This window comes from Micromonospora sp. AMSO12t, from assembly GCF_008806585.1.
GTDB classification, from domain to species: domain Bacteria; phylum Actinomycetota; class Actinomycetes; order Mycobacteriales; family Micromonosporaceae; genus Micromonospora; species Micromonospora reichwaldensis.
In genome coordinates, this window is sequence record NZ_WAAS01000197.1 from 1 (window position 1) to 12337 (window position 12337).

The 12337-nt window shown below is 73.9% G+C and carries 9 protein-coding genes; 2 read left to right on the plus strand and 7 right to left on the minus strand.

Features of this window, described 5'->3' with window-relative positions:
* Together F6X68_RS23675 and F6X68_RS23680 are read left to right on the plus strand one after the other, a co-directional pair.
* Window positions 1-806, plus strand: an 806-nt coding sequence (locus F6X68_RS23675; protein ID WP_151456344.1) for an electron transfer flavoprotein subunit alpha/FixB family protein, incomplete at its 5' end; no start/stop codon positions are given.
* Between the two features lie 162 nt (window positions 807-968).
* Entirely contained in the window at window positions 969-1616 is a 648-nt protein-coding gene (locus F6X68_RS23680; protein WP_192581518.1) for a response regulator transcription factor, read from the plus strand.
* A 15-nt stretch (window positions 1617-1631) separates the two neighbouring features.
* Here the strand turns inward: F6X68_RS23680 and F6X68_RS23685 are convergent, their stop codons facing one another.
* The 7 genes from F6X68_RS23685 to F6X68_RS23715 all read right to left on the minus strand — a co-directional run.
* The gene (locus tag F6X68_RS23685; protein ID WP_121401277.1) at window positions 1632-1841 is read right to left on the minus strand and encodes a response regulator transcription factor; all 210 of its coding nucleotides are present in this window, start codon (window positions 1839-1841) and stop codon (window positions 1632-1634) included.
* Window positions 1842-1905: 64 nt separating this feature from the next.
* The gene (locus tag F6X68_RS23690; protein WP_151456346.1) at window positions 1906-5073 is read right to left on the minus strand and encodes a non-ribosomal peptide synthetase; all 3168 of its coding nucleotides are present in this window, start codon (window positions 5071-5073) and stop codon (window positions 1906-1908) included.
* A complete protein-coding gene (gene sbnB, locus F6X68_RS23695) occupies window positions 5063-6064 on the minus strand; it encodes a 2,3-diaminopropionate biosynthesis protein SbnB (RefSeq protein ID WP_151456347.1) in 1002 nt (333 codons plus the stop codon). The genes F6X68_RS23690 and sbnB overlap by 11 nt, the downstream gene beginning before the upstream one ends.
* Window positions 6058-7074 (minus strand): 2,3-diaminopropionate biosynthesis protein SbnA, encoded by a 1017-nt coding sequence (sbnA, locus tag F6X68_RS23700; RefSeq protein WP_151456348.1) that lies wholly within the window; start codon window positions 7072-7074, stop codon window positions 6058-6060. The genes sbnB and sbnA overlap by 7 nt, the downstream gene beginning before the upstream one ends.
* Window positions 7061-7516: an aspartate 1-decarboxylase gene (gene panD / locus F6X68_RS23705; protein WP_132240573.1), complete on the minus strand. Its 456-nt coding sequence runs from the start codon at window positions 7514-7516 to the stop codon at window positions 7061-7063. Before panD ends, sbnA begins: the two co-directional genes overlap by 14 nt.
* A gap of 2 nt (window positions 7517-7518) precedes the next feature.
* Window positions 7519-8796, minus strand: coding sequence for an MFS transporter (locus F6X68_RS23710; RefSeq protein ID WP_151456349.1), 1278 nt, complete (start codon window positions 8794-8796; stop codon window positions 7519-7521).
* 46 nt (window positions 8797-8842) lie between these two features.
* Window positions 8843-12337 (minus strand): non-ribosomal peptide synthetase (locus tag F6X68_RS23715; protein WP_151456350.1); only part of this gene is annotated, 3495 nt, incomplete at its 5' end.

Here is a 12337-nt window from a genome sequence, read left to right on the forward strand (position 1 = left end):
GTGAGTACGGCGCGGAGAAGATCTACGCGGCCGAGAGCGAGGAGATCGACGGCTACCTGGTGGCCCCGAAGGCGACCGTGGTGGCCGAGCTGGTCTCGCGCGTGCAGCCGGCCGCGGTGCTGTTGGCCTCGTCTCAGGAGGGCAAGGAGATCGCTGCCCGGCTGGCGGTGAAGTTGGACAACGGCATCCTGACCGACGTGGTCGCCCTGGCCGCGGACGGCACGGCCACGCAGGTGGCGTTCGCCGGTTCCACGATCGTCAAGTCCAAGGTCACCCGTGGTCTGCCGCTGGTGACGGTCCGGCCGAACTCGGTCAACCCGGTCCCGGCGGCGGCCGCTCCGGCCGTCGAGCAGCTCACCGTCGCGGTGGCGGACACCGACAAGCTGGCCAAGGTCGTCGACCGGGTCGCCGAGCAGAAGGGTTCGCGTCCGGAGCTGACCGAGGCCGGTGTGGTGGTCTCGGGTGGTCGTGGTGTGGGTAACGCCGACAACTTCAAGCTGGTCGAGGAGCTGGCCGACCTGTTGGGTGGTGCTGTCGGGGCGTCGCGCGCGGCTGTCGACTCCGGTTACTACCCGCACCAGTTCCAGGTGGGTCAGACCGGCAAGACGGTGTCCCCGCAGCTCTACGTCGCGCTCGGTATCTCGGGTGCGATTCAGCACCGGGCGGGTATGCAGACGTCGAAGACGATCGTCGCGGTCAACAAGGACGGCGAGGCGCCGATCTTCGAGTTGGCCGACTTCGGTGTGGTGGGCGACCTGTTCAAGATCGTCCCGCAGGCCGCAGACGAGATCCGCAAGCGCACGTGACACGGCAGTGTCGATGATGCCTACGGCGGATCCCTCCCACCTGCTCGTCATAGGGCATGGGGATAGAGCCTGATCGCGACGTAGCGCGCGGCCGGGTGCGGAAGCTGTCCGGGGATGCCGAGAATATGGGGGCCGTTCCCCGTACCGGTCGCCGCAGGCGCGGTGACATTCTCGTTGCCGTCCGTCAGCGACGAGTTTCCTGGAGTGGTGCGCATGGACGAGCAGGTACGGGTGCAGGTCATCGCCGCCGACCCGGCGGTACGGGTCGGTGTCGACGAGATGGTGCGGGTGTGCCCGGAGCTGACCGTGGTGGTCGACCGGCCGGACGTGGTGCTGGTGGTGACCGACGAGGTCGGCGACGCGGTGCTGGTCCTGTTGCGCTCGCTGTCCCGCGCCGGCCGGCGGGTGCTGCTGGTGGCCGACACGTTGCGGGAGTCGGACGTGGTCGAGGCCGTGGCGGCGGGTGCCGGCGGGCTGCTGCGCCGTTGCGAGGTCCACCCGGACCGGCTGCGTCCGGCGATCCGGGCGACGGCCGGAGGCAGTTTCACCGTGCCGTCGGACCTGCTGGGGGACCTGCTGACCCGGGCCGACGAGCGGGCCCCGGAACGGCCGGCGGCCCGGCAGCTCACCAAGCGGGAGCGGGCGGTGCTGCTCATGCTCGCCGACGGGCACGAGACCGAGGAGATCGCCCGCTCGCTGGCCTACTCGGTCCGCACCGTGACGGGCATCGTGCACACGATCACCCACCGGTGGCAGGTGCGCAACAGGGCGCACGCCGTGGCGTGCGCCCTGCGCGAGGGGCTCATCTGAGCCGGACCCGCCGGGTCAGATCAGTCCGTGCCGGATGGCGTACGCGGTCGCGTGGACCCGGTTGGAGACCTGCAACCGGGCCATGAGGTCGTAGATCATGTTCTTCACGCTGTGTGGTGAGCAGCGCAGTTCCCGCGCGATCCCCGCGTTGTCGTACCCCTCGGCGACGAGTTCGAGCACCCGGAGCTGCTGGGCGGTGAGTACGGGCTTCGACGCGTTCCTCATGATCGTCTCCTGGGCCGTGTGGTGGTGACCTACCGACCCAGGCTAGGAACGGCTCGTCGCTCGCTCATCGGGCCGCCGCACCCAGATTGCCGGCCGCCGCCCCCGCATTTTCCGCACCGGTGCCCACGACCCACTGCCGGGCCAACCGCCCGACCGCCTCCTCCGGACGGCGCACCGCCGCGGCGAGGATCCCGCTGAAGCCGGCGGCGAACGAGGCGGCCCGGTCGGCGGTGAACAGGTCGTCGTGGTACTGCAGGCACCCGGTCAGCCGCGTTCCTTCCCCTCGTACGGTGAGCAGCAGGTCGAAGGGGGAACCGCCCTGACCGTGCCGGAACGGCTCGGCGGTCACCCCGGGCAGCCGGAGCCGACCGGTCAGGTCGCCGAGAGTCTGGAAGGCGACCTGGACCAGCGGGTTGTGGCCCAGGTCGCGCTTCGGACGCAGCGCCGTCACCAGCCGGTCGAAGGGGAACCCCTGGTGCCGGTACCCGGCCAGCGCCACGTCACGTACCCGCAGCAGCAGGTCGGTGAAGGCCGCCTCGGGCGGGCAGGGCACCCGCAGGGCGAGGGTGTTGGCGAACATCCCGATCCCGTTCTCGGCCGCCTCCGTGTCGCGGTTCGCGGCGAACGTGCCGACCACCAGGTCGTCGCGGCCGGCGAGCTGTCCGATCAGCACGGTGAACGCGGCGAGCAGCACCATGAACGGGGTCGAGCCGGTGGCCCGGGCCAGCGTCCGCACCGCGGCGGTGGTCTCCGCCGACAGGCCGAACCGGACGGTGGCCCCGCTCTGCCGCAGTCGCGCCGGTCGGGGCAGGTCGGTCGGGAGGTCCAGGGTGGGCGGCGCGCCGGCGAGGTGCCGGCGCCAGTAGTCGAGGTCGGCCGGGTCGGTCGCCGGCAGTGGGGCCGGCGGCAGCGGGTCGACGGCCGCCGTGTCGCCCCGGCGGCGGCGCGCGTACGCCTGGCAGAGGTCGCGCCACAGCACGTCCATCGACCAGTCGTCGGCGACGACGTGGTGGACGGTGGCGGCCAGGACGTGCTCCTCGGGGGCCAGCCGCAGTAGGGTGACCCGCAGCAGCGGCCCCTCGGCGAGCGCGAACGGCACGGCGGCGAGCCGATCGACGGCCGCCCGCGCCTCGGTGAGGCCGGCGACGGTGCGCACCTCGACCGGCACCCGGGCGTCCGGCCCGATCTCCGCGTACGGCACGCCGCGCCGGGACGGGAAGGTGGTCCGCAGGGCCGGATGCCGGCGCACCGTGTCCGCCAGGGCGGCGCGCAGCGCGTCGACGTCGACCGGTCCGCGCAGCCGGTAGGACTCGGTGATCGTGTAGGTGGTCGATCCCGGATCGAGCTGGTCGGCGAACCAGATCCGGTGCTGGGCGGCGCTGAGGGCCCCGGTGGCCGGCCGGTCGGCGTCGACGTCCGGTGCGCCCGGCGGCACGGTCGCGCCGGTTGCGGCACCGGTGCTGGCCGCCGCCCGGCCGGCCCCGACGAGGTCGGCCACGGTGGCGGTGAGCACGTCGGCGGGGGAGAGCGACCGGCCCCACAGGTGGCGCAGGCGGGAGCAGACCCGGGTGGCCGCCAGCGAGTCGCCGCCCAGCTCCACGAAGGTGTCGTGCACCCCGACCGGCCCGGCGCCGAGCACCTCGGCCCAGATGCCGGCGAGCCGGCGCTCGTCGTCGGTACGCGGGTCGACCCGCTCGCCGTCGGCGAGCCGGTGCCCGTCGGGCGCGGGCAGGGCCGCCCGGTCCAGTTTGCCGCTCGGCCCGACCGGCAACGCCGGCACGGCCACAAACGCCGACGGCACCATGTGCCCGGGCAGCCGCTCGGCGAGGTGGGCCCGGAACACCCGGACGCCGGGGACGGCGCCGGCCACCACGTACCCGACGAGCTGGCCGGCGTGCACGGCGGTGGCGGCGGCCCGTACCCCCGGCACGGTACGCAGCGCCGCGTCGATCTCACCCAGCTCGACCCGGTGGCCCCGGATCTTGACCTGGTGGTCGATCCGGCCCAGGTAGTCCACCGCCCCGTCGGGCAGCCGCCGGGCCAGGTCCCCGGTGCGGTACAGCCGGGTGCCGGGCGGGCCGAACGGGTCGGGGACGAACCTCTCGGCGGTCAGCCCGGGCCGGCCCAGGTAGCCCCGGGCGAGCTGGACCCCGGCCAGGCAGAGCTCGCCGACCTCCGCCGCATCGCCGCGCTCGTCCAGGATGTGGGTGCGGGTGTTCGCCACCGCGTGGCCGATGCTGACCGGCTCACCCGCCCGGCAGCACGAACCGGTCACCTCCACCGCCGCCTCGGTCGGGCCGTAGAGGTTGAGCAGCTCGCAGCCGATCAGCTCGTCGGCCTCGGTGACCAGGTCACCGGTGAGTTCCTCGCCGCTGCACACGATCCGGCGCAGGGTGGGCAAACGGGCGCCGGTGTCGCGGACCTCGGCGAGGAACGCCCGCAGCATCGACGGTACGAAGTGGACCGCGGTGATCCCGTACCGGCGGATCGTGTCGATCAGGTAGGCCGGGTCGCGGTGTCCGCCGGGGCGGGCCATCACCAGCCGTGCGCCGGCGGCCAGGGTGCCGAAGATCTCCGGCACCGAGACGTCGAAGCCGTACGGGGTCTTCTGGAGCACCCGGTCGTCGGGGCCCAGCGGATGCGCGTCCAGCCCCCAGCGGACCCGGTTGACGATGGCCCGGTGCGGGATCACCACGCCCTTGGGCCGGCCGGTGGACCCGGAGGTGTAGATGACGTACGCCGGATGCTCCGCGTCGACGGTGACCCGCGGCGCCCGGGCCGGCCGGCCGGGGGTACCCCCGCCCACCGGCACGGTGGCGATGCTCCGGCCCGCCTCGGCGAGGGCCGGCAGGCCCGGGTCGGTCACCACGGTGTCCAGCCCGGCGTCGGCCACCAGCAGGGCGATCCGCCGGGCCGGGTGCTCCGGGTCCAGAGGCACGTAGGCGGCTCCGGCGGTGAGGACGCCGAGCAGGGCCACCACCAGGTCGCCGCCCCGGTGCAGGCACACCCCGACCCGGGACTCGGGGCCGACGCCCCGCGAGACCAGCAGGTCGGCGAGCTGGTCGGCCCGCCGCACCAGTTCGGCGTAGCTGAGCTGCTCCCGTTCGGTGACCACCGCGACGGCGGCCGGGGTGTGCGCCGCCTGCCCGTGCACCAGCTCGTGCAGGGCCGGCTGCCCCGGGTAGCTCCTGGCCGTGTCGTTCCACGGTGCGACGCCCGGCTCAGTCGGCATCCGGGGCCTCCGGCGCGATGGTCAGGAAGTCGGGCAGGCGGGTGCCGACGCCGTCGCGTTCCGCGGCCCGCCGCACCACCTCGGCCACGGCGAGGTCGAGCACGCCCAGGCCGAACGGCGAGTAGACGGTGACCCGTTCCGGGTCGTGCCGCCAGCCCGCCCCGTCCAGGATCTCGCCGATGCCGGCGGCGATGAAGTCGCGGTTGCCGGTCTCCTGCTCCGCCAGGTGCAGCGAGGTGGCCGCCCGGCAGACGTGGTCGGCGTCGTCGACGACGTTGACCGCGCGGCGGACGTCCGCCGGGAAGATGTCCCGCAGCGACAGGTGCAGCACGAGTGTCCCGGGCCGGCAGTGCGCCAGCCCCAGGTGCGGAACGCCCGCCGTCGTGGCCAGGCAGACCAGCGGGTGGGCGCCGAGCGCCTCCTCGACGCCGCCCGCGACGCGCACCTTCAGGTCCCACCGCGCGCAGCGCCGGGCGAACGCGGCGGCCCGCCCGGCGTCCAGGTCGAAGACGGTCACCTCCGTCAGGCCGGGCAGCGCCGCGCGGAGGAACCGCAGCACCTCGAAGTTGATCACGCCGCAGCCGATCAGGGAGACGCCGCCGGCGGGCGGGGCGAGGGCGCCGGCGGCCAGGGCGGCGCTGGCGGCCGTCCGCCGGGCGGAGATCGTGGAGCCCTCGATCAGCGCGACCGGGTGGCCGTCGGTCATCGAGTTCACGACGATCGCGGCGGAGGCGCGGGCCAGCCCCCGGTCGACGTTGCCGGGGAACGACGAGATCCACTTCATGCCGGCGACCGGGGAATCATCGCCCAGGTACGCGGGCAGCCCGATGATCCGGTTGCGGGCGTCCTCCGGGAACCGCAGGAACACCGAGTGCGGCAGCACCGTACGCCCCCGCGCGTGCAGGACGTAGGCGCGGCGGACCGCGTCCAGGACGGCGTCCTCCCGGTCGGCCAGGATCTGCCGGACCTCGCCGGCGGACACGATCAGCATGACGGCACGTCCATGGTTTGGTCCCTCCACAGGTGGGTGACGTCGCCGAAGTGCCCGGTCACCCAGTCGTCGTCGTAGATCGTGTTCAGGTAGCGCTCACCCCGGTCGGGAAAGATCAGCGCGCAGGTCGCGCCGGCCGGGATCAGGTCGCGCAACTGCTCCAGGGCGGCCACCACCGCCCCGGACGAGCCACCGGCGAGGATGGCCTCCCGGCGGGCCAGCCGGCGGCAGCCGACCACACAGTCCAGGTCGTCGACGTGCATCACCTTGTCGGCCAGCCCGTCCCGGTAGAGCTTCGGTCGGACCCCCGCGCCGTGGCCGGGGATGAGCCGCTTGCGTGGGGGGTGGTCACCGAAGATCGCGCTGCCCGCGGCGTCCACCGCGACGATGGTCAGCGCCAGCTCGTGCCGGCGCGCGTAGTCGGCGCAGCCGCGCAGTGTGCCGCAGGAACTGGTCGCGCAGAACAGGAAGTCCAGCGGGGCGGGCACCCCCTCGACGATCTCCCGCATGGTGGTCTCGTGGGCGCGGGGGTTCAACGGGTTGCCGTACTGGTCCGGCCACCAGGCGTTCGGGATGGTCGCGACCAGCTCCTGGACCCGGCGGATGCGCTGCGGCAGGTACTCGCCCGTGGCCGGGTCGGTGCGGGTCACCACCTCCACCTCGGCGTCGAACGCGCGCATGACCGCGATGTTCTGCGCGTTCGTGCGGGGGTCCACCACGCAGATGAACCGGATGCCGAAGTAGCGGCACACCTGGGCCAGCCCGATGCCGAGATTGCCCGAACTGGACTCGACCACCACCGACCGGCCGGGTTGCAGCTGCCCGGTCCGCAGCCGGTCGATGAGCATGCCCAAGGCCGAGCGGTCCTTGATGCTGCCGCCCGGGTTGTGCGCCTCCAGCTTCGCCCACAGGGTGAACGCGGCGTCCGGCATGAGCTTGTCGAGCCGGACCAGTGGGGAGCCGCCGATCGTGGTCAGCACCCCGCCGACGTCGGTCTCATCGGCCCGCATGTTCACTCCCGCTACGGGGATCCGTAGCGGCCCGCAGGGTGTTACCGGGAACGGTCGCGGTGCCGGGGATCGCCTCGGCCGGGTCGTCGGTGGTGCCGAGCATCCGGTTGGCCTCGTCCACCATCACCACCCGGGGCGAGTACCCCTTGGCGTCCGGGTCGGCCATCGCCGCGTAGCTGATGATGATGACCAGGTCGCCGGGGTGGATCAGCCGGGCGGCGGCCCCGTTGATCCCGATGACCCCGCTGCCGCGCCTGCCGGCGATGACGTACGTCTCCAGGCGGGCGCCGTTGTTGATGTCCACCACGTGCACCTGCTCGCCGGCGAGCAGGTCGGCGGCGTCCATCAGATCCTCGTCGATGGTCAGCGAGCCGACGTAGTGCAGGTCGGCCTGGGTGACCACCGCGCGGTGGATCTTCGACTTGAGTATGGTGCGCAACACCTTCAGCTCCTCCTTGAGGGCTCGATCGGCAGAAAGCCCGCTCGACGTATCGAGCGGCTGAGCGTCGCCAGGGCGGCGAGCAGGACCATCCAGACGGCCATCGACCACGCGGCGGGTGCCGGCCCGAGCGACTCCAGCAGGAAGCCGCCGACCAGGGAACCGAGCGCGACCGCGCCGTTGGCCAGCAGGCTGACCGCGCTGAGCACCCGGCCCTGGATGCGGTCGGGGGTGATGGCCATCTGGTACCCGGCGACCGCCACGTTCCAGATCGGCCCCACGAACCACATCAGGGCGTACGCGGCGCCGATCAGGTAGCGGTCGTCGGTGAGGGCGATGACGCAGGTCATCAGCGCCCACACCCAGTTCGCGGCGATGACGATCGCGCGCATCGGGAACCGCCCGGCGCACCACGTCGCCACCAGTGAGCCGAGCACCCCGCTGGTGCCGGCCACACCGAGCAGCAGGCCGATGGCGGCCGGGGCCGCACCGGCGGCCTCGAACGCCACGATGATGATCAGAAACAGGACGCGGAACAGCAGGTTGCTGCCGGCGACCAGCAGGGTGGCCGTGCGCAGGAACGGCTGCCCCCACAACCACCGCAGCCCGTGCGTGAGTTCGGCGGCCAGCTTCCCGGGACGGGTGTCGGGGGCGGTAGCGTCGGCCGGCGCGGCCTGGAAGTCGCGGCGGATGAACAGCAGCGTCAGCAGGGAGACCAGGTAGGAGACGGTGTCCAGTACGAACGGCCAGATCCGCCCCAGCCCGAACAGCGCCCCGCCGAGCGGGGTGCCGGCCATCACCGCGGCCCGCTCCCGGGCCTCGTTGCGCGACAGCGCCGTGGTCACCTGGCTCGGGTGCACCACGTTCGGGATCGCCGCGCCGGCCGCCAGCTCGTACCCGACCGACAGCGTCCCCTCGACGAAACCGACGGCCAGCACGTGCCACAGGTGCAGCTCGTCGACGGCGATCGCCGCCACGATGCTGCCCACCCCCAGGGCCCGCAGCACGTCGCACCAGATCATCACCCGCCTGCGGTCCCACCGGTCCACCAGCGCCCCGGCCGGCAGCTGGAACAGCAGCGTCGGCAGCAGCGCCACGAAACCGGCCAGCCCGGCGGCCCCCGGCGAGCCGGTCAGCGCCAGCACCAGCAGCGGGTACGCCACCAGCGACGCGGTCGAGCCGAGCATGGAGACCGCCGACCCGCTCCACAGCAGCAGGAAGTCCCGGTTGCGGTGCAGCGGCGGGATCCGCTCCCCGACGACCGGAGCGTCGACCCGGCTCACCGGTCGCCACCGATCCGGCGGCGACCAGCGGTGCCCCCGCGCGCGGTCACCGGGCACCCCGGCGGGCGGCCACGTCGGCCAGCCGGCTCCGGGCGGTCAGCCTGGGCACCGCCGGCCGGTCGCCCAGCTTCGGATAGCCGGGCAGCGCCCCGACCAGCCGGGCGACGGTCGGGTGGTCGAACAGGGCCCGGACCGGCACGTCGACGCGGAGCAGGTCCCGCAGCCGGACCGCGACCCGGGTGGCCAGCAGCGAATGCCCGCCGACCTGGAAGAAGTTCTCGTGCACCCCGACCTCGCCGGTGCCGAGCACCTCGCCCCACACCTGCGCGACCGTCCGCTCGTCGGCGGTACGCGGCGCGACCCGCACGGGTTCCCTCCGCCCGCCGGCACCGGGTCGCGGCACCGGCAGGGCGTTGCGGTCGACCTTGCCGGTCGGGGTGAGCGGGAAGGCGTCCAGCGCCACGTAGGCGGCCGGGCACAGATAGTCCGGCAGCGTACGGAGCAGGAACTCGCGCAGCTGCTCGCCGGTCGGTACCGGGTGCCGCCCCCCGCCGACCAGGTACGCGACCAGCTCCTGCTCCCCGCCGTACCGCTGCGGGTGCACCACGGCGGCCCGGACGTGCTCGTGGGCCAGCAGCGCCGCCTCGACCTCGGCCGGTTCGATCCGGTGTCCCCGGATCTTCACCTGATGGTCGACGCGGCCGAGGATCTCCAGGTGCCCGTCGGCGTGCCAGCGGGCCAGGTCGCCGGTGCGGTACATGCGCGCGCCCGGCGCCGTGGAGTGCGGGTCGGGAACGAACTTCTCCGCCGTGAGGGCGGGCCGGCCCCGGTAGCCCCAGGCCACCCCGTCCCCGCCGATGTGGATCTCACCGGGGACGCCGACCGGTACCGGCTCCAGCCGCTCGTCCAGGATGTGGAGCCCGGCGTTCGGGGCCATGCCGAAGTCGACGGGTCGGCCGTCGGGGGCCAGCCGGGTCGTGGTCGACCAGACCGTGGTCTCGGTCGGCCCGTAGATGTCCCACACGGTGGCCCCGGTCGAGGCGAGCCGGACCGCCAGCCCGGTCGGCAGCTTCTCGCCGCCGCAGAGCACGGTCGCACCCGGCGGTGCGGACCAGCCGGAGTCCAGCAGCATCCGGTACGTCACCGGGGTGGCCTGGAGCACCGCCGGCTCGGCGCTGTCGATCAGCTCGGCCATCCGCTGCGGGTCCCGGGTCTGCTCCGCGTCGGCGATCACCACCCGGCCGCCGACCAGCAGCGGCAGGTACAGCTCCAGCACCGAGGGGTCGAACGACACGGTGGTCAGGCCGACCACGGTGGCCCCCGCCGGCAGCCCCGGCCGGTGCCGCATCGCGGCGAGGAAGTTGCCCAGCCCCCGGTGGCTGATCATCACCCCCTTCGGGGTGCCGGTCGAACCGGAGGTGTAGATGACGTACGCCAGGTCGTCGGCGGCCGGCCGGCCGGGCAGCCGGCGCTCGGGACGGGCGGCGATGGCCGCCCGCTCCGCGTCCAGCAGCACCGTCCGGATTCCGGCGGTGTCCAGCCGCCCGGCCAGCGCGGTCTCGGTCACCATCACCTGCGCGCCGGCGTCGGCCAGCATGAAGGCGGTCCGCTGCGCCGGGTAGTCCGGGTCCAGCGGCAGGTACGCGCCACCGGCGGCCAGCACCGCGAGGAACGCCACCACCAGGTCCGCGCTGCGGTTCAGGTGCACCCCGACCAGCGTCCCCGGCCCGACGCCCAGCTCCCGCAGGTGGTGGGCGAGGCGGTTGGTCCGGCGGTCCAGCTCGGCGTAGCTGAGCACGTCGGCGCCGAAGACCACCGCGTCCGCGTCCGGGGTGGCCGCCGCCTGCCGGGCGACCCACTCGGGCAGCGTCCCGTCCGGGACCGGTCGTGGTCCGCCGGCGCCGAGGCCGAGCAGGGCGCGCCGGTCGGGCTCCGGCAGCCCGCACCGGCGCGGATCGCCCGCCGGGTCGGCGACCATCGCCTCCAGCACCCGGCGGTAGGTCCGGGTGAGTAGGTCCAGGTGGCCGTCGGAGATCCGGTCGGTGCCGGCCTCGATGATCAGCTGACCGGGCTCGCTGGACACCGAGAGGCCGAACTCGTTCGGGGTGGTGTCGGTGATCGCCGACCGGTCGATGCCGTCGAGGTCGAGCACGTGCATGTCGGTGTAGTTGAAGAAGACGTCCACCAGCGGCTTCTGCTCGCCCCACTCGCGTTGCATCGCCGGCAGCGGGTAGTGCCGGTGCGGCCAGAGCGCGACCTCCCCGGCGAAGACCCGGCGGGCCTGCTCGGCCCAGGTCGACGCGGTCAGCTCCACCGTGAACGGCACGGTGTTGAGGAACATGCCCCGCACCTGGTCGCCGTCGGTCAGCTCGGGCCGCCCGTTGCAGACCAGCCCGCTGTGGAAGCGCCGCTGCCCGGTCACGACGCCCAGCACGGCCAGGTGCGCGGTGAACAACAGGCTCTTCAGGGGTACGTCAGCCGTGCGGGCCAGCTCCCGCAGCCCCGGCATCAGGTCGGCGAAGGGCAGCCGCACCGCCCGGTACCGGGCACCCGCACCCGCCCACGCCGCCGGGACGCTCAGCCGCTCGTGGGTGCGTACCCGCGACGCCCAGAACTCGCGGTCCACCCCGGCGGCCACCGCGCGGCGCTCCAGCGCCACCGCGTCGGCGAACCGGACGGCCGGCATCGGGGCGGGCCGCGGGTCCTGCCCGTCGCGGATCCGCCGGTGGTACGCCAGCAGCTCCGGGACCAGCGAGTTCTGGCTCCAGCCGTCCAGGATGGCGTGGCTGTAGCTGACCAGCAGCCGCCACCGGTCGTCGGCCAGCTGGTAGGCGTGCAGCCGCAGCAGCGACGGCGTGCCCAGGTCGAACCGGTCCCGGCGCTCCTCGGCGACCAGCCGGGCCACCGTGCCCTCCACCTCGGCGGCCGGCAGGTCCCGCAGGTCGGTGTGGCCGACCCGGATCTCCGCGCTCGGGTGGATCAGCTGGAGCGGTTCGCGGTAGGAGGTCAGGTCGATCGAGGCCCGCAGGATCTCGTGCCGGGCGGCGAGCAGTTGGGCGGCGGCGCGCAGGGCGGGCAGCGAGAGCGCGTCGCCCTCGACCGGGTAGCAGAGGCTGTTCAGGTACAGCTCGCCGGTCGGGTCGGCGAGCATCTCGTACGCCATGCCGGCCTGCGCCATCGACAGCGGGTACGCGTCGACGACGCCCTCGGGCAGTCGGGCCCGGTCCTCCTCGCCGATGAGCGCGAACCGGTCCACCAGGCGGGTGGCCTCGGCCGGCAGCCCGCCCTCCCGGGCGTCGACGGCCGCGGCGAGCTCGGCGACCGTCCGGTACCGGAAGAGGTCCGTGACGGTGAGGTCGAGTCCCTGGTCGCGGAGGTTCCCGACGACCCGGATGGCGCGGATGCTGTCGCCGCCGATGTCGAAGAAGCGGTCGTGGATGCCGATCGGTCCGCCGTTCCCGGCGAGGGCCCGGGCGTAGGCGGCCACGATCAGGTGCTGGGTGGGGGTGCCCGGTGGGGTGTGCCCGCCGCTGCGCGCGGC

Excerpts from the sequence above, each read along its gene's own strand:
- F6X68_RS23685 (WP_121401277.1), bottom strand. The coding sequence starts at position 1,841 with ATGAGGAACGCGTCGAAGCCCGTACTCACCGCCCAGCAGCTCCGGGTG.
- F6X68_RS23690 (WP_151456346.1), bottom strand. The coding sequence starts at position 5,073 with ATGCCGACTGAGCCGGGCGTCGCACCGTGGAACGACACGGCCAGGAGC.
- sbnB (WP_151456347.1), bottom strand. The coding sequence starts at position 6,064 with ATGCTGATCGTGTCCGCCGGCGAGGTCCGGCAGATCCTGGCCGACCGG.
- sbnA (WP_151456348.1), bottom strand. The coding sequence starts at position 7,074 with ATGCGGGCCGATGAGACCGACGTCGGCGGGGTGCTGACCACGATCGGC.